The organism is Sphaerisporangium melleum (assembly GCF_014646695.1).
GTDB lineage: Bacteria > Actinomycetota > Actinomycetes > Streptosporangiales > Streptosporangiaceae > Sphaerisporangium > Sphaerisporangium melleum.
Map to the genome: position 1 here is coordinate 141,454 of NZ_BMNT01000020.1, position 15,585 is coordinate 157,038.

Genomic DNA, 15,585 nt, shown 5'->3' on the forward strand with positions numbered 1-15,585 from the left:
CTACGAGTGCCTGACCGGGCAGCCGCCGTTCACCGGCGGCAACCAGGTCGCCATCGCCCTGCGGCACATCAACGAGCAGGCGCCGCCGCTGCCCGCCCACGTGCCGGCGCCGGTGCGCGACCTGGTCATGGCCATGCTGGCCAAGGCGCCGGAGCACCGGCCGGCCTCCGCGCGCGAGCTGGCCGACCGGGCAATGGTGCTGCGCGACTCGCCGGCCATGGTGGACGACGAGCGGCTCAGCACGCTGACCGACCCCTCCGGCTTCGCGGTCCGCGCGGCCGGCCACCGGCCCGGCGCCCCGATCCCGCCCGGCGGCGACCTCCCGGCCGGCGACCCCGGCCGGGGCGGGACGACCGGTACGGCCGTCCCCTCCGGCGCGGACGCCCCGGGCTCCTTCGACGACTACGCGGAGCTGTACGAGAGCACCGCCCCGGCCGGGACTCCGGTCACCTCCACCCGCATCGGCCGGCCGCCGGCCGGCCCCACGCAGCCGAAGCGCCCCGCGCCGGGCAACCGCCGCCCGCGGCGCGGCCGCCGGGCCATCGGCCTGTTCGCCGTGGCGGGGTGCGCGGCGGCGGTCGGCTTCGGCGCGCTGGCGGCGACCACCGGCCTGCCCGAGCTCGGCCTGGACGGCGGCGGGCCGTCGGCGCCGCCGACCCCGGTGACCGGGCGGCCGACACCGTCCGCGACTCCGGCGCGCAGCTCGGTGGCGCCTGTTCCACCGAAACCGGTGAAGTCTGTCAAGCCGTCGGCGTCACCGTCGGCTACGGTAATCTCGTCGGCCACGCCTACTTCGCGGCCTACGCCGACGCCGACTCCGTCCGCTACTCCGACACCTACTCCGACGCCCACACCGACCCCCACGCCGAGTGACCCGCCAGACCCCACTTCATCCCCAAGCACCACAATCCCCCCGAACGGGGAGACGTGATGCGGCGGGGGGTCGATGATGGACACCGGCAGCCGCAGCGCGGGCCGGTACCCAAGATGAACGGCAAGGGACAGTGCAGGAAATGACTCAGCCTCGGCTACTCGGTGGTCGCTATGAGCTCGACGGAGTCGTCGGGCGCGGCGGCATGGCCGAGGTGTATCGCGCCCGGGACATCCGGCTGGACCGCGTTGTCGCGATCAAGACGCTCCGGTCCGATCTCGCGCGCGATCACACCTTCCAGGCCCGTTTCCGGCGCGAGGCGCAGTCCGCCGCGTCCTTGAACCACCCCTCGATCGTGGCGGTGTACGACACCGGCGAGGACATGACGGACGGCACCCCCGTGCCGTACATCGTCATGGAGTTCGTCGACGGGCGCACGCTGCGCGACGTGCTGCGGGCCGACCGGCGCCTGATGCCGGAGCGGGCCGCCGAGCTGGTCGACGGCATCCTGCGCGCGCTCGACTACAGCCACCGCGGCGGCATCGTCCACCGTGACATCAAGCCCGCCAACGTGATGATCACGCTGGCCGGCGACGTCAAGGTGATGGACTTCGGCATCGCACGCGCCATGGCCGACTCCGCCGCGACGATGACGCAGACCGCGCAGGTCATCGGCACGGCGCAATATCTCTCGCCCGAGCAGGCGCGCGGCGAGCGGGTGGACGCCCGCAGCGACATCTACTCCACCGGCTGTGTGCTGTACGAGCTGCTGACCGGGCAGCCGCCGTTCACCGGTGACTCCCCCGTCGCCATCGCCTACCAGCACGTGCGCGAAGACCCGATCCCGCCGTCGCAGATCGACCCCGACATCCCCCAGTGGGCCGACGCGATCGTCCTGAAGGCCATGGCCAAGGACCCCGCGCACCGCTACCAGAGCGCGGCCGAGATGCGCGCCGACATCCAGCGTGCCCTGAGCGGCATGCCGGTGGACGCCGCCCAGACGATGGCGCTGAGCAACAACGGCTACACCGGCCAGCAGACCCGCACGCTGCACTCGCCGGGCGTCGGCCCGGCCACGCAGCACGGCAACGCGGTCCCGCCGTACGAGTACGCGGAGACACAGGTCGGTGGCGGCGGGGGTCCCGGCCGGTACGAACGCCGCCGCGCGTCCTCGGGCAACACCGCACTGAAGACCGCCGCGTGGATCCTCGTCCCGCTGCTGGTGATCGGCGCCTTCATCGGCGTGGGCTACGCCTTCCTGTCCTCTGGGGGCGACAAGCCGGAGACGACCACCGTCTCGATCCCGATCGTGAAGGGGCAGACCGCCGACGCCGCCCAGGCCAAGCTGACGAGCCTGGGGCTGAAGGTCGAGATCGTCGAGGAGTTCAACTCCGAGGTCGAGAAGGGCACGGTCATCGGCAGCGATCCCATCGCCGGTGAGAAGGTCTCGAGCGACACCGTGGTCAAGCTGCAGGTCTCCAAGGGCGTCAAGCAGGCCGCGGTGCCCGACGTCATCGGCAGCACCGTGGACGAGGCGACCTCCACCATGGAGGCCAACAAGCTCAACGCGGACGTGATCTACGTGGTGTCCGCCAAGGAGCAGGGCAAGGTCTTCCAGACCAAGCCGGCCGCGGGAGCGAAGGTCGACGAGGGCAGCATCGTCAAGCTGTACGTGCCGAAGGCCGCCACCCCCGTCCCCGACGTCACCGGCCAGACCCAGCAGGACGCCACGGCCACGCTGAAGGGCGCCGGCTTCAAGGTCCGGGTGGTCAAGCAGACGAGCGAGACCGTCGCCGAGGGCACCGTCATCAGCCAGAGCCCGCCGCCGGGCAGCAAGCTCACCGCGAACACGACGATCACGCTGGTGGTGTCGTCCGGGCCGCCGGAGCAGACCTTCCCGACCGACGAGCCCACCGACGTCCCGACGGATCAGCCGACCGACGAGCCGACCGATCCGACCACCGATGACCCGTTCAGCGACCCGCCGCCGGACGACTTCGGCAACTGACGTACCGCCCCTCAGCGGGCCGCAGGCCCCTTCCCATCCGGGGAGGGGCCTGTTCGCGTCCTGTCGAGCTTGCACTGCGTACCGTCCACCCAAGCGGCCATGGGCGTTCGCGGAGCGTTCCCGGGACGACTCGGCTGGGCATGACCGGCTGCTCCATGGGCACCGTATGCGACGGTGAGCTCATGGGTGACGCCCTTCCGGAGCCCCCCGCTCCGCCGCCCGTTCGGTCCGTGCTCAGGCCATGAGGTGTCCTCCGGCGATGAAGGCGGCGAGCAGGAGGTAGACCGAGTTCACCATCACGAGCTTGAACTGGCCGAGGCGGCCATGGGTGATCATCGCGCCGATCATCAGCAGGATCCAGCAGAGGGCGGTGACCGGCACCATGACCGGTGCGATGTCCAGCGCGGCGGGCAGGATCAGGCCCGCCGCGGCCAAGAGCTCGAGGGCTCCGAGGGTCTTGACGAACGCGACGGTGGCGTTTTGGGTCCACTCGCCGCCATGCTGCGCGGCCAGCTTCTCTTTGGGAATGAAGATCTTGGTGATGCCGCCGACCAAGGCGACTGCGGCCAGGAGTCCGGCGGTGATCCACAGTGCGAGGTTCATGAGGTTCTCCTTTGCGTGGCGAATCAGTGGAACAGGAGGCCGTGACGGGCTTCGACTCGCGGGGCGCGCCTATACCGCAGCCGGGGCCGGTGAGCCCGCAAGCGGGCTGGAGTCGCCGTACCTGACCTCGTAGACGCGCTCGGTGAACTTCCAGCCGTCGGGAGTGCGCTGGTAACGGTCGTGGTAGATGGCGTAGTTCAGGTGCGAACCTCCGTCGTGGAACCGCCCGAACTCCTGGATGTACGCACGGCCGGTAGCGGTGTCGCCGTCCAGCCGGATGACGCCCGGGTGGACGTTCTGCACGAAGAACTCCCAGAGCCCCTGCCCCCACTCGACTCCGCGCCGGATCTCCGCACGACCGGCGAACTCCTTGCCTATATGCGGCCAGCGCACCGCGCCCTCCGGTGTGAACAGCGATGCGACACGGTCGAAGTCACGCATCATCACCGCGTCGGTGATCTCCCCGCGCAACGCCTCGATCTCGACGCGATCGGCGATGGCCCGCATGTCACTCATCAGTCGCTCCTGCCTGTCGATCTGTAGGACTTGGTCTGTCTCTTCAGCATCGAGGCAGGTCAGAAGCGGAACAATGTAGAATCCGTGCGGCGATCGATAACATAGGGGTTATTCGTGGAGCTACGCGACGTCGAGATCTTCCTGACTCTCTGCGAGGAACTGCACTTCGGCCGCACCGCCGAACGACTCCACGTTTCCCAGGCTCGCGTCAGCCAGGCCATCGGCAAACAAGAACGACGCCTCGGCGTGGCCCTGTTCGACCGCACCAGCCGCCGCGTGACCCTGACCCCGGTCGGCCGGCGCCTCCGCGAAGACCTGCAGCAAGCCCTCGACCTTCTCCACGAGGGGCTGGCCCGCGCCGAAGCGGCCGGTCCGGGCGCGGGCCAGACCCTGCGCTTGGGCGTGTTCGGCCATGCCGGACACGAACTACGCCCCCTCACCGATGTGTTCCGCGCCCGCTACCCCGGCAGTGATGTCCAACTCAACGAGATCAACGGCAGCGCCCCGTTCACCGCCCTGCGCACCGGGGACAACGACGTGAACGTGCTGTGGCTACCGGTCGCCGAACCGGACCTCACCGTCGGCCCCACCGTGCTGACCGGAGGCCGTGTACTGGCCGTGTCGGCAGACCATCCGCTCGCCGAGCGCGGCACCGCGTCGCTGGAGGACCTCGCCGACGACCACGTCGTCGATCTCGGCCCCGACGCCCCCGAATACTGGGTCGCCTCCATGGTCCCGAGCCGCTCCCCGTCCGGCCGCCGTATCCCCCGTGGACCCATCGCCCGGACCTTCCACGAGATCCTCTCCCTGGTCGCGTCCGGACAGTGCGTCCACCCGCTGGGCGAAATCGCCGCCCGCTACAACAACCCCCCGGGCATCGTCTTCCTGCCCATGCCTGACGCCCCCGCCCTCCAGTGGGCCCTGACCTGGCGCTCCACCGCCGACAGGCCCGTCATCCGCGCACTGGCCCAGACCGCCGCCGACCTCGGCCCCATCTCGTTGTGACCATGCTCGTCCCGATCAGCCGGGAAGATGATCTCCACTGGTGTGGAACCAGGCCCGCTGTGACCTGGAGTTGCTCCCGGGCAGTCTGTTTCGTCGGCACCCGGACATGGGCCACCAGCCGGGCCAGGGTGGTCACGCCCGGCAGCACCAGCCGCGCCGGCGCAGCCACGCGATCATGCTCAGCGACGACCACCGTTCCTGGCTTCCTCGACCCCGAGAAGCCGCCGTCGCGTCTGCCGAGCCGTGGCCAGGGCCTGTTCGTGGGCCGGCAGGGCCTCTGGAGGGGGCGCAGGCGCGTCCATGGCCGCCTCGACGCGTCGTCCGAGCGTCTGGGCGCTCCTTGCCGGCCGTCGGCGGCGCTCGGCCAGGAGGGGCGCGACAGGCGGTGATGGGACGGGGCGGTGCGGCGGCCGGCCGAGCAGGAGAAGAGGGTCTCCGCCGCTCGGGGGCGACGGCGGAGACCCTCACCCGATAGTCGTCGCAAACCCATCCGGCGTTACACGATTTGGGCAAGCCAATTGCCGAGAAGTTCGTGCCCGTGCCGGGAGAGCACCGACTCCGGGTGGAACTGCACGCCCTCGACCCGGGCGGTGGCGTGCCTCAGCCCCATCACGACCCCGCTTCCGGTGACCGCGCTGACCGTCAGGACGTCCGGCACGGCGTCCGGGACGACGGTGAGCGAGTGGTAGCGGGTCATGGTGACCGGCGAGGGAAGCCCGGCGAACACCCCCTTGCCGTCGTGCCGGATCTCGCTGGTGCGGCCGTGCATCGGCTCCGGGGCGCGGGCCACGACACCGCCGTAGGCGATCGCGATGGCCTGGTGCCCGAGGCACACGCCGAGCAGTGGCAGGTCGCGCTCGGCGCAGAAGGTCACCAGGGGGACGCTCACTCCGGCGTCCTCGGGGATGCCCGGACCAGGGCTGATCAGCACGCCGTCGAAGCCCTCGGCGTCGGGCACGCGCACATGGTCACGCGGCCGGACGTCGCACTCGGCGCCCAGCTCGCGGAGGTACTGCACGATCGTATGGACGAAACTGTCGTGGTTGTCCACGACGAGCACGCGGCTCATCGGCCCACGGTCGCCCGATCGACGGGCATGTGCGGCTCCAGGGAAGGGAACACGAAATACCAGAGTAGAACCCCCGCGGCACCGGCCAGCACCAGCATCGTCACCAGCTTGACCCCGGTGCCGCCGGGGATGTTCCGCCACAGCCATCCGTACATCGGCCTGCCTCGCTTCCACGCGCCGCTGGACGTTCTCGCCAAGGGGCGGCCCGTGCCGCCCGGTGTGGTGTCCGCCCGTCCTGCCGGGACGGGCGGCGCCCGCCGTCAGGTGCGGCGTTCCCGCCTGCCGGACAGGACGCCGTGGACGATGAGCCGCTGCCGCGCCGAGTATTCGGGGTGGCACGTCGTGAGGGTGATGACCGCCTCCTTCGGCCGGGCGCCGGGGCGGTTGGGGACGGGGGCGATGACCTCCACGTCCTCGGGGGCGACGACCTCCGTGCCGGAGACCCGGTAGGTGTAGCGGGCCTCGCGGGCGTCGATGACGATGGCGTCGCCGGTGCGCAGCTCGTCGATGCGGTTGAACGGAGCGGCGTAGGTCGTCCGGTGCCCGGACAGAACGAAGTTCCCGATCTTGCCAGGCCCGGCCGTGCCCGGGTAGTGCCCCGGGCCGCGGCGCAGGTCCTCGCTGGTGACGCCCTCCAGGACAGCGTACTCGTAGTCACGCCCGAGGCGAGGGATCTTGATCAGTGCGATGGCCTGGCCGAGGCGGATGCGGTCGAGCTTCGCCGCCGTGCCGGCCTGGCGGAGTTGCCGCTTCAGCAGGCTCTGCTGCGCCTCGGTGTAGGAGCCGGTGCCCCACAGCAAGTACGCGCAGAAGAGCAGCATCGCCAGGCCCCCGGTGACGCAGAGCTCCCCGCAGGTGCGCAGCAGGCTCCTCATATCCACCGCCAGAAGGCATAATCACGACATATCCGGAGTAGCGGAGGAGGCGTGCGGACCACGCCTGCGCAAGCCAGCGTAGGGACGGTTCGCCGCGGCGTCCGGGTGACGATCGGCGCTTGACCGACTTTTTGCGCTGGAATCGCCGTTCGCCGCTCTCGCCGACTAGGCTTACTCCGGTCTTCCGTATGCCAGCGTTACGCTGGCTGCCAGTGCCCGCGACACCCCGCAGGCCCCATCAGGAGAGCAGCCGTGCCCAAGTCTCACACTCGCAAGAAGGCGGTCTACACCCCGCCGCAGAAGACGCAGCAGGTCAAGGTGAGCCCTCGCTGGCTGGCGCCGACCATGGTCGTCGCGTGGATCATCGGCATCCTGTGGATCGCCGTCTTCTACATCATCCCGACCGCCCCGGTCATCGGCCCCCTCGGCAACTGGAACCTCCTGGTGGGCTTCGTCTTGATCATCTTCGGCGTGGTGCTGTCCACCCGCTGGCGGTAACAGGCGTTTCCTCGCCGTAGGCCGAGCCGGACACACCGGGACACCTACGGCGAGTGACGTTTTCCACAGGTTTTATCCACAACCTGGGGAAGTTCCCAGCCCACAGGCTCTGGACCCGGGACGATCAGGCCCACAGGGGCAGGGGCGGCACGAGCATGACCAGCAGCACACAGGCGACGAGCACGCCGGCCGCCGTGGCGAGCTGGACGGTCGTGCGCTGCTTGGCGGGCGCGTAGGCGAACAGCGCCGTCACGAGCGTGCCGATGACCAGGCCGCCGAGGTGCCCCTGCCAGCTGATCCCCGGGATCACGAAGGTCAGCACCACGTTGATCCCGATCAGCCAGATCACGCCGCGGGCGTCGTAGCCGAGCCGCCGCGCCACCACGAACATGGCGCCGAACAGGCCGTAGATCGCGCCGGACGCCCCCACGGCCACCGCGCCGAACAGGTAGACCGCGACCGAGCCGCCGAGCGCGGCGAGCAGGTAGACGGCCGCGAAGCGCAGTGAGCCGAGCATGCGCTCGAGCTGCGGCCCGATGGCGTACAGCGCCCACATGTTGAACAGAATGTGCCAGTACGACGGCGGGGGCGAGTGCAGGAACGCCCCGGTCACCAGCCGCCACCACTCGCCCATCATGACGTCGTAGGACGACATGGCGAACCGGTTGATCACCGCGTCGGTGTCGACGATCTCGGCGAGATAGGCCAGCACGTTGATCGCGAGCAGCGCCCAGGTGACGACCGGCGTGCTGACCGGCCGGCCGCCGAAGGGCGCCTCGGCGCGGCGGACGGAGCGGTTGCCCTCGTGCACGCACTCGACGCACTGGTGGCCCACCGAGGCCGCCCGCATGCAGTCGGGGCAGATGGACCGCTCGCACCGCTGACAGCGCACGTACGTCTCGCGGTCGGGATGCCGGTAGCAGGTGGGGACGGCGTCATGGGGGCCGGGCTGGGCCTGGCCCTCCGGCCGGTCCGACGGGATCGGGTGGTCTGGCTGAGTGCTCATCGCCTCTTCGCGGCCCCTTCAGCTGTGCGCGCTTGCCCACTGCCACCCTATGCACCGCACCGGGTGCGCGGCGCCCCGGCGGCCCTATCCACCCACGATCCAGCCCTGAGCGAAAAGAGACGGGAGCCCTCCGGCGGCCCCGGGTGCGGGGCCGCCGCGGAGCCGGTGTCAGGACTGAACGCGCTCGATCACGACTTCCTGGAGGACCACGTCGGTGAGCGGGCGGTCCTGCCGGGTCTGCGTCTTGGCGATCGCGTCCACGACGTCCTGGCCCTCGATCACCTCGCCGAAGATCGTGTGCTTGCCGTTGAGGTGCGGGGTGGGGACGACCGTGATGAAGAACTGCGACCCGTTGGTGCCCTTGCCGAAGCGCTTGCCGGCGTTGGCCATGGCGAGCAGGTAGGGGCGGTTGAAGTACAGGTCGGGGTGGATCTCGTCGTCGAACTCGTAGCCCGGGCCGCCGATGCCCCGGCCGAGCGGGTCGCCGCCCTGGATCATGAAGCCCTCGATGACCCGGTGGAAGATCGTGCCGTCGTACAGCTTGTCGGTGCTCTTCTCCCCGGTCTCCGGGTGGGTCCACTCCCGGGAGCCCTCGGCGAGCTCCACGAAGTTGCGCACGGTCTTCGGCGCGTGGTCCGGGAAGAGACGAAGCTTGATGTCACCGAGAGTGGTGCGCAGCTTCGCGATGAGGTTCTCAGCCACGAGGACTGCCCCCTTCGATATGTCGGTTAGCTGTGGCATTTGCGATGTTTCGCAGGCTATGGCGCAATGGCCTACCCCGCATCCTCCCACGCCGCGTCAGGATTGAGCCGCTTTCCATCGGGAAGGTGAGCCTGCGGGGCCCCAAGGCACAGGGGAGGTTGTCGTGTCCCTGACACTGAAGAAACGCCGCGTGAGCATGGTCATGCCGATGGCAGCCACGCGGATGGGTCGGATGAAGACCCAGGCCATGCGGAGAGCGGACCAGGTTCGTCCGATGGCACACACCGCCCGTGAAGTGGCCGCGCACCGCATCGAGGACGCCCGCGTCTGGGCCGCGCCGAAGCTCGACCGGGCGGCGCACTCGGTCGAGGAGCAGATCGCGCCGAAGGTCAGCGCGTTCCTCGCTCGCACGGCCGAACGCGTCGACCCCGCGCCGTCGATCAGGCGGCGCGGCCGCTGGTCGATGCTGGCGCTGGCGGCCGGCTTCGCGGCCTGCGCGGTGGGCATCGTGCTCTACCGCAACAACGCCCGCCAATGGGCCGACACGATGAAGGACACCGAGGCCGACGCCAGCCGGTGGTCCGGAGAACGTGTGGAGGAGACCGGCGGCGGCATGGAGGGTGGCATGCGGGGCGACGAGGCCTCGCGCGGCACGTTCTGATGTGACCGACCGGTACGGCGGAGCGCCCTCTGGCCCGTCCAGGGGGCGCTCCGCCGTTTCCTCGTGTCGTCGCGGGTGCGCGACGCTCCGCCCGCATTCCGGGCGGGTCGATCATGAAAAGTCGGCATTTATCAGGCGAGAACCGGGACTGAACGACGGTCCAGCGGGCAGCAGGCACGCGTGTCCGACACTGGCAGCACCGAGCGTTCCGACATCGCGAGCGTCTTCCCCTCGTTCCCCGCCGACGACGCCGGCCCGGCCACCGTCCCCACCCCGGACGTGGCACCGGACGACCGGCCCGCCAAGGCCGCCGGCGGCACCACGGGCACGGCCACGAAGGCCGGGCCCGGGGACACCACGAAGACGGACCCGGGCGAGCTCGGCCGGGTCGACCCGAAGGACTTCGAGCAGCCCTTCGGACGTCCCGGCCGGCCGCTGCGCGGCAACCCGTTCCTGTTCGGCCTGACCGCCGCTCTCGGCGTGCTCACCGCCTGGCTGCTCGTCCAGGCGATCGCCTCCGCGGGGTCGGCCCTCGTCCTGATCATCATCTCGCTCTTCCTCGCGATCGGCCTGAACCCGGCCGTGGAGGCCCTGCAGCGCCGCAACCTGTCGCGCCGGACGGCCATCGCCATCGTCTTCGGCGGGGTCATCGCGTTCTTCGTGGTCTTCGGCCTGGCCGTCGTGCCGCCGCTCACCGAGCAGACCACGGGGTTCGTCCAGCACCTGCCGGAGTACGTCCAGCAACTCCAGAACCACCCGCTCATCCGCACCATAGACGACCGCTACCAGGTGCTCTCCAAGCTGCAGCAGTACGTGACCAGCGGCGACCTGGCGAGCCAGATGTTCGGCGGCCTGCTCGGGGTGGCCGGGATCGTGATCAGCGCGCTGTTCAGCGGGCTCACCGTGCTGGTGCTGACCCTGTACTTCCTCGGCTCGCTGCACTCGATCAAGGAGACCGCCTACCGGCTGGTGCCGCGCTCGCGGCGCACCCGGGTGCGGCTGTTCGGCGACGAGATCATCAGGCAGATCGGCGGCTACGTGGCCGGGAACCTGATCATCTCCCTCATCGCGGGCATCGTGACGTTCCTGTTCCTGTCGGTGCTCGGCGTGCCGTACGCGCTCGCCCTGGCGATCTTCGTGGCCGTCACCGACCTCATCCCCATGGTCGGCGCGGTGGTCGGCGCGGTGGTCGCCTCCGGGGTCGGCTTCCTGACCTCGATCCAGGTCGGCATCGCCTGCGTGATCTTCTTCATCGTGTACCAGCAGATCGAGAACTACGTGATCTCGCCGCCGGTGTTCAAGTCGTCGGTGGACGTGCCGCCGATCGCCACCATCATCGGCGCGCTGCTCGGCGGGGCCCTGCTCGGCATCGTGGGCGCGCTGCTCGGCATCCCGCTCGCCGCCGCGGTGCTGCTCCTGGTGCGCGAGGTGGTCTTCCCCCGCCAGGAGCGCGTCTGAGACGGTGTTATTCGGCCTCGCTACGCTCGGCGGCCCGTGGCGCCCTTGAGGCGGCGCCCTTCGTCGTCGTTCACGAGCACTCGTTCCTCGCACTCGCTCACTCCTCCTCAGGACACCGCCGCGCCTCGAGCAGTGTTGTTCGGCCTCGCTACGCTCGGCGGCTCATGGCGGCCTTGAGGCGAAGGCCTACCGGCGGTCGCGCTGGGCGGGGCCGTGCCAGGCGTAGGGGTTGCGGGAGGAACGGCCGGGCTCACGGAGCACGTCCTTGCGGTCTTCGGGCCGCCCGCCGCGGCGCTTGCGCATGAACCACCATCCGACGCCGAGGACGACGAGCCCGAACGGCGTACGGGCCAGCCACCGGGTGACCACGAGCTGCAACAGTCTCTTCATCGTCTCCTCCTGACAGGTCCGGTCGTCGCGCCTCCACTACCCCGATGACCGGCCCGTATGCCGGAGGACCCGATGCCCGCGCACCGCCGCGTCCGGCTCACAGCCTCCACTTCTGGTTGGCCCAGCGGTTGCAGTCCCACAGGTGGACGCGGGCGCCGTTGCTGCCCACGCCCTTGAGGTCGGCGTCCAGGCAGCGCCCGCTGGCGAGGCTGTAGACCGTCTGGCTGTGCCGGTCGTACAGCCACTGCTGGTTGGCGCGGCCGTTGCAGTCCCACAACTGCACCCGGGTGCCGTTCCTTCTGAGGTTGCCCTGGTCGGCGTCCAGGCATCTCCCGTTGACCAGGCTCCTGATCGTGTGCGTCGCCGGGTCGTAGGTCCACTTCTGGTTGGCCCAGCCGTTGCAGTCCCACAGCTGGATGCGGGTGCCGTTGCCGCCGATGCGGCCGAGGTCGGCGTCCAGGCAACGGCCGTCGGCGCGGTTGTGGATGGGCCCGGTCCCCGAGGTGGTCGCGAAGGCGCCGGAGGGGCCGCCGGCCACGGCGGCGGCTCCGGCCACGACCAGCAGGACCCGCGCGGCGGTGGGCAGGTGGCGTCGCATCAGATCGACCACTTCTGGTTGGCCCAGCCGTTACAGGTCCACAGCTGGACCTTGGTGCCGTTGCTCCCGATGCCGCCCACATCGGCGTCCAGGCACCGGCCGTTGTACATGCTGTAGATCGTGTGGCTGATCGCGTCGTAGATCCACTTCTGGTTGGTCCAGCCGGTGCAGTTCCACAGCTGGACCTTGGTGCCGTTGTTCGCGATGGTGTTCAGATCGGCGTCCAGGCAGCGGCCGTTGTACTGGCTGCGGATCGTGTGGGTCCGCACGTCGTAGGTCCACTTCTGGTTGGTCCAGCCGGTGCAGCCCCACAGCTGGACCTTGGTGCCGTTGTTCGCGATGGTGTTCAGATCGGCGTCCAGGCACCGCCAGTTGGCCTGGCTGCGGATCGGCCCGGGCCCGGCGGCGCCCGCCGCGGCCGACGCGCCCGGCGCGCCGGCGACGACCGCCGCGCAGGCCGAGACCGCCGCGAGTCCTCGGGACGCCCTGGTGAACATGCCTCGCATCGTGTTCGAATCCCCCCGTCGCACACCTTCGACTACTGGCAGTAGTCGAAGGTACACGCCTAGCGACGGACCGGCGGCGGCCGACACGACGGCTGCCCGCGCGGATCACATGTTGATCATGTGGCCGGCCAGCCCGTGGATCGCCTCCTTCAGCGCCTCACCGAGGGTGGGGTGGGCGTGGACGTTGCGCGCGACCTCGTGGACGGTGAGATCCCACTGCTGGGCGAGCGTCAGCTCGGGCAGCAGCTCGGTGACCTCGGGCCCGATCAGGTGGGCGCCGATGATCTCGCCGTACCGCTCGTCGCTGAGGATCTTGACGAAGCCGCCCGGGTCGCCGAGGCCGTGCGCCTTGGCGTTCGCCGTGAAGGGGAACTTCACGGCCTTCACCGCGAAGCCCTTCTCCCGGGCCTGCGCCTCGGTGTACCCGAAACTCGCGACCTGTGGCTGGCAGTAGGTCGCCCGCGGGATCATCACGTAGTCGAGCTCCATCGTCTCGGCGTCCCCGATGGTCTCGGCGGCGACGATGCCCATCGCCTCGGCGGCGTGCGCGAGCATGAGCTTGGCGGTCACGTCGCCGATGGCGAAGATGTGCGGCACGCTCGTGCGGCAGCGCCCGTCGACGTCGATCGCGCCCCGCTCGGTCAGGCGGACCCCGGTGTTCTCCAGCCCGTAGCCGTCGACGCGCGGCTGGAAGCCGATGGCCTGCAGCACCTTGTCGGCCTCGAGCGTCCGCTGCTCGCCGTCGCGGGAGACGGTGACGCGCACCTTCTCGCCGGACTCGTCGATGCTCTCCACCCGGGTGGAGGTCAGCACCTCGATGCCGAGCCGCTTGTAGCGGCGGGCCAGCTCGGCGGAGACCTCCTCGTCCTCCAGCGGCACGATGCGGTCGAGGAACTCGACGATCGTCACCTTGACCCCGTAGTTGTGCATCACGTACGCGAACTCCACGCCGATCGCGCCGGCGCCCGCGATGATGACGCTCTCGGGGAGAGAGTCGCTGAGGATCTGCTCCTCGTAGGTCACCACCCGCTCGCTCACCGACGTGCCGGGCAGCAGCCGTGTCGTCGCGCCGGTGGCGATGATGCAGTGGTCGAAGGTCACCGTCTCGGTGCCGCCCGCCCCGAGCGCCACCTGGATGGTGTGCGGGTCGGTGAAGGCGCCGCGGCCCTCGTACTTGGTGATGCCGTTCTTCTTCATCAGGAAGTGGACGCCCTTGACGCGGCCGTCGGCGACCTTGCGGCTGCGCTTGAACGCCTCGCCGTAGTCGAAGGTGACCGTGCCGTTCACCTGGATGCCGAAGGTCTTGGCCTCCTGGGTGAAGATGTGCGCCAGCTCGGCGTTGCGCAGCAGCGCCTTGGAGGGGATGCAGCCGACGTTGAGACAGACGCCGCCCCAGTAGCGTTCTTCGACGATGGCCGTGCTGAGGCCGAGCTGGGCGGCCCGGATGGCCGCGACATACCCACCGGGGCCGGCCCCGACAACCACGACGTCATAATGAGCAGTCATGCACCGGACCATATGTGGTACGCGGGCCTGGTGCCGCATCGGGGTCGGCCGGGGCGGGCGGCGGCCGTCCAGCGATCCGCGCCCCCCTTGTCGTGATTTCCCGACATTTATTCACCTGGCTGCCGGTCGCCCTTCGCCCCGGCGAAAGTCCCGAGGATCCGGATGACCCGGACACACTCCCGGATACAGTCCTAATGCGGATTAAGCGCTAATTCTCCGAAATGCGGTGCCGAAGAGGCCCGCAGTGCCCCCTGCTCGTCGTCCGATCAGGACGCGATCAAGGCCAGCATGTCCGGCGAAGTCGGGAAATATGGAATCGAAGACCACAACAAGAGGTTAAGCACATAGCAAAAGCAGAAGTTATTCGTTTGTCCGACGTCGGGTCCGGAAAACAAGACAAGTAGCCAGACTCACTGAGTCACCACAGCATTCACCGGCATTACTCCTGAATGTCGCTCCGAAGCACCCGAAGTCGTCCAAGGGGGACTACGCAATGCCCAAGGTCAGAAAGTTCGTGAGCACGTTGACGGTCTGCGCGGCGCTCACGGGGGGCATGCTCGGCCTAGGCGCCGCGACCACGACCACCAGCGCGAGCGCGGCGGCCGGCATCACCAAGGGCGGCGGTGGCGACTACCGGGACTGGTCCAGGGACCGGTCCCGCCACCGCAACTGGAACCGCAACTGGGCACGCAACTGGAACCGCACCTTCGCCCGGAGCTGGGCGCGCAGTTGGGCCCGCCACTTCACCCACAGCGTGAGCCGCAGCACTAACGTCAACCGTCAGGCTCAGTCCGTCAACATCCGCCTGGTCTTCCCGAGCGTGACCGGCACCCCGGTCTCCGCCACCGCCACCACCACGCCCACCACGACTTCCAGCACCTTCACCCCCTGATCACTCTGGACGCCCGCCTCCCTCGCGCGGCCGCCCCATGGCGGTCGCCGCGGGAGGGGACGTCCAGCCCCTTTCCCGGTTATCGGTCCGACAACTTCCACCGCATTGACAACTAATACTTTCGGTGGGATGGTGGTCCCATGCTGGATGTGGCGGTGATCGAAGACCCGGCAGCGGCCGAGGTCACGCTCGACCCTGTGCGGGCGCGGCTGCTGGCCGAGCTGGCCGAGCCCGGATCCGCCACGACGCTGGCGGCCAAGGTCGGCCTGCCCCGGCAGAAGGTGAACTACCACCTGAAGACCCTGGAGCGCTACGGGCTGGTCGAGCTGGTGGAGGAGCGGCGCAAGGGCAACGTGACCGAGCGGATCATGCGGGCCAGCGCGGCCTCGTATGTGATCTCGCCGGCGGCGCTGGCCCCGGT

At 69.7% G+C, this 15,585-nt stretch carries 19 protein-coding genes; 8 read left to right on the forward strand and 11 right to left on the reverse strand.

The genetic code is table 11. The features are described 5' to 3' along the window. The coding region (locus tag IEY93_RS38295) for a serine/threonine-protein kinase (protein WP_506344920.1) at positions 1-931 on the forward strand (931 nt) is incomplete at its 5' end. Positions 932-1,013: 82 nt separating this feature from the next. Next, positions 1,014-2,879 carry a Stk1 family PASTA domain-containing Ser/Thr kinase gene (pknB, locus tag IEY93_RS19095; protein ID WP_189164436.1) on the forward strand — a complete coding sequence of 622 codons (1,866 nt, stop codon included), beginning with the start codon at positions 1,014-1,016 and terminating at the stop codon, positions 2,877-2,879. Positions 2,880-3,113: 234 nt separating this feature from the next. Here the strand turns inward: pknB and IEY93_RS19100 are convergent, their stop codons facing one another. Beyond that, positions 3,114-3,482, reverse strand: a complete 369-nt coding sequence (locus tag IEY93_RS19100) for a DoxX family protein (RefSeq protein WP_189164437.1) — start codon at positions 3,480-3,482, stop codon at positions 3,114-3,116. A gap of 69 nt (positions 3,483-3,551) precedes the next feature. Next, complete coding sequence (locus IEY93_RS19105; RefSeq protein ID WP_189164438.1) at positions 3,552-3,998, reverse strand: nuclear transport factor 2 family protein; 447 nt, start codon at positions 3,996-3,998, stop codon at positions 3,552-3,554. 114 nt (positions 3,999-4,112) lie between these two features. On the opposite strand from IEY93_RS19105, the gene IEY93_RS19110 reads away from it, so the two are divergent. Beyond that, positions 4,113-5,003, forward strand: coding sequence for a LysR family transcriptional regulator (locus tag IEY93_RS19110; protein WP_189164439.1), 891 nt, complete (start codon positions 4,113-4,115; stop codon positions 5,001-5,003). Positions 5,004-5,499: 496 nt separating this feature from the next. Here IEY93_RS19110 and IEY93_RS19115 read toward each other — a convergent pair whose 3' ends face one another. The 3 genes from IEY93_RS19115 to IEY93_RS19125 form a co-directional block, all read right to left on the reverse strand. Further along, complete coding sequence (locus IEY93_RS19115) at positions 5,500-6,072, reverse strand: anthranilate synthase component II (protein WP_189164440.1); 573 nt, start codon at positions 6,070-6,072, stop codon at positions 5,500-5,502. Beyond that, a complete protein-coding gene (locus tag IEY93_RS19120; RefSeq protein ID WP_189164441.1) occupies positions 6,069-6,227 on the reverse strand; it encodes a hypothetical protein in 159 nt (52 codons plus the stop codon). The genes IEY93_RS19115 and IEY93_RS19120 overlap by 4 nt, the downstream gene beginning before the upstream one ends. Before the next feature lie 105 nt (positions 6,228-6,332). Then, positions 6,333-6,947 (reverse strand): class E sortase, encoded by a 615-nt coding sequence (locus IEY93_RS19125; RefSeq protein WP_189164472.1) that lies wholly within the window; start codon positions 6,945-6,947, stop codon positions 6,333-6,335. A 252-nt stretch (positions 6,948-7,199) separates the two neighbouring features. Here IEY93_RS19125 and IEY93_RS19130 point away from each other — a divergent pair, with 252 nt between their 5' ends. Then, positions 7,200-7,445, forward strand: coding sequence for a cell division protein CrgA (locus IEY93_RS19130; RefSeq protein ID WP_189164442.1), 246 nt, complete (start codon positions 7,200-7,202; stop codon positions 7,443-7,445). 124 nt (positions 7,446-7,569) lie between these two features. On the opposite strand, the gene IEY93_RS19135 is transcribed toward IEY93_RS19130, so the two are convergent. Next, on the reverse strand, positions 7,570-8,451 hold the full coding sequence (locus IEY93_RS19135; protein WP_189164443.1) for a rhomboid family intramembrane serine protease: 882 nt from the start codon (positions 8,449-8,451) through the stop codon (positions 7,570-7,572). Positions 8,452-8,619: 168 nt separating this feature from the next. Next, the gene (locus IEY93_RS19140; RefSeq protein ID WP_189164444.1) at positions 8,620-9,192 is read right to left on the reverse strand and encodes a peptidylprolyl isomerase; all 573 of its coding nucleotides are present in this window, start codon (positions 9,190-9,192) and stop codon (positions 8,620-8,622) included. Between the two features lie 235 nt (positions 9,193-9,427). Between IEY93_RS19140 and IEY93_RS19145 the strand changes: the two genes are divergently transcribed. Both IEY93_RS19145 and IEY93_RS19150 read left to right on the forward strand, forming a co-directional pair. Next, positions 9,428-9,814: a hypothetical protein gene (locus IEY93_RS19145; protein WP_189164445.1), complete on the forward strand. Its 387-nt coding sequence runs from the start codon at positions 9,428-9,430 to the stop codon at positions 9,812-9,814. A 180-nt stretch (positions 9,815-9,994) separates the two neighbouring features. Beyond that, entirely contained in the window at positions 9,995-11,272 is a 1,278-nt protein-coding gene (locus IEY93_RS19150) for an AI-2E family transporter (RefSeq protein WP_229691263.1), read from the forward strand. Between the two features lie 186 nt (positions 11,273-11,458). On the opposite strand, the gene IEY93_RS19155 is transcribed toward IEY93_RS19150, so the two are convergent. From IEY93_RS19155 to lpdA, 4 genes are all read right to left on the reverse strand, one after another. After that, entirely contained in the window at positions 11,459-11,662 is a 204-nt protein-coding gene (locus tag IEY93_RS19155) for a DUF6203 family protein (protein ID WP_189164446.1), read from the reverse strand. 97 nt (positions 11,663-11,759) lie between these two features. Then, positions 11,760-12,260 carry an RICIN domain-containing protein gene (locus tag IEY93_RS19160; RefSeq protein WP_189164447.1) on the reverse strand — a complete coding sequence of 167 codons (501 nt, stop codon included), beginning with the start codon at positions 12,258-12,260 and terminating at the stop codon, positions 11,760-11,762. Next, on the reverse strand, positions 12,260-12,757 hold the full coding sequence (locus IEY93_RS19165) for an RICIN domain-containing protein (RefSeq protein ID WP_189164448.1): 498 nt from the start codon (positions 12,755-12,757) through the stop codon (positions 12,260-12,262). The genes IEY93_RS19160 and IEY93_RS19165 overlap by 1 nt, the downstream gene beginning before the upstream one ends. Before the next feature lie 114 nt (positions 12,758-12,871). Further along, on the reverse strand, positions 12,872-14,272 hold the full coding sequence (gene lpdA / locus IEY93_RS19170) for a dihydrolipoyl dehydrogenase (protein WP_189164449.1): 1,401 nt from the start codon (positions 14,270-14,272) through the stop codon (positions 12,872-12,874). Between the two features lie 493 nt (positions 14,273-14,765). Between lpdA and IEY93_RS19175 the strand changes: the two genes are divergently transcribed. Continuing rightward, positions 14,766-15,164 carry a hypothetical protein gene (locus IEY93_RS19175; protein WP_189164450.1) on the forward strand — a complete coding sequence of 133 codons (399 nt, stop codon included), beginning with the start codon at positions 14,766-14,768 and terminating at the stop codon, positions 15,162-15,164. A 140-nt stretch (positions 15,165-15,304) separates the two neighbouring features. Then, positions 15,305-15,585, forward strand: a 281-nt coding sequence (locus tag IEY93_RS38300; protein ID WP_229691264.1) for an ArsR/SmtB family transcription factor, incomplete at its 3' end; no start/stop codon positions are given.

Coding starts and splice junctions, on each gene's coding strand:
- IEY93_RS19120 (WP_189164441.1), bottom strand. CDS start 6,227: ATGTACGGATGGCTGTGGCGGAACATCCCCGGCGGCACCGGGGTCAAG.
- IEY93_RS19175 (WP_189164450.1), top strand. CDS start 14,766: ATGCCCAAGGTCAGAAAGTTCGTGAGCACGTTGACGGTCTGCGCGGCG.
- pknB (WP_189164436.1), top strand. CDS start 1,014: ATGACTCAGCCTCGGCTACTCGGTGGTCGCTATGAGCTCGACGGAGTC.
- IEY93_RS19140 (WP_189164444.1), bottom strand. CDS start 9,192: ATGCCACAGCTAACCGACATATCGAAGGGGGCAGTCCTCGTGGCTGAG.
- IEY93_RS19125 (WP_189164472.1), bottom strand. CDS start 6,947: ATGAGGAGCCTGCTGCGCACCTGCGGGGAGCTCTGCGTCACCGGGGGC.
- IEY93_RS19100 (WP_189164437.1), bottom strand. CDS start 3,482: ATGAACCTCGCACTGTGGATCACCGCCGGACTCCTGGCCGCAGTCGCC.
- IEY93_RS19115 (WP_189164440.1), bottom strand. CDS start 6,072: ATGAGCCGCGTGCTCGTCGTGGACAACCACGACAGTTTCGTCCATACG.
- IEY93_RS19165 (WP_189164448.1), bottom strand. CDS start 12,757: ATGTTCACCAGGGCGTCCCGAGGACTCGCGGCGGTCTCGGCCTGCGCG.
- IEY93_RS19145 (WP_189164445.1), top strand. CDS start 9,428: ATGGCACACACCGCCCGTGAAGTGGCCGCGCACCGCATCGAGGACGCC.
- lpdA (WP_189164449.1), bottom strand. CDS start 14,272: ATGACTGCTCATTATGACGTCGTGGTTGTCGGGGCCGGCCCCGGTGGG.
- IEY93_RS19135 (WP_189164443.1), bottom strand. CDS start 8,451: ATGAGCACTCAGCCAGACCACCCGATCCCGTCGGACCGGCCGGAGGGC.
- IEY93_RS19105 (WP_189164438.1), bottom strand. CDS start 3,998: ATGAGTGACATGCGGGCCATCGCCGATCGCGTCGAGATCGAGGCGTTG.
- IEY93_RS19160 (WP_189164447.1), bottom strand. CDS start 12,260: ATGCGACGCCACCTGCCCACCGCCGCGCGGGTCCTGCTGGTCGTGGCC.
- IEY93_RS19155 (WP_189164446.1), bottom strand. CDS start 11,662: ATGAAGAGACTGTTGCAGCTCGTGGTCACCCGGTGGCTGGCCCGTACG.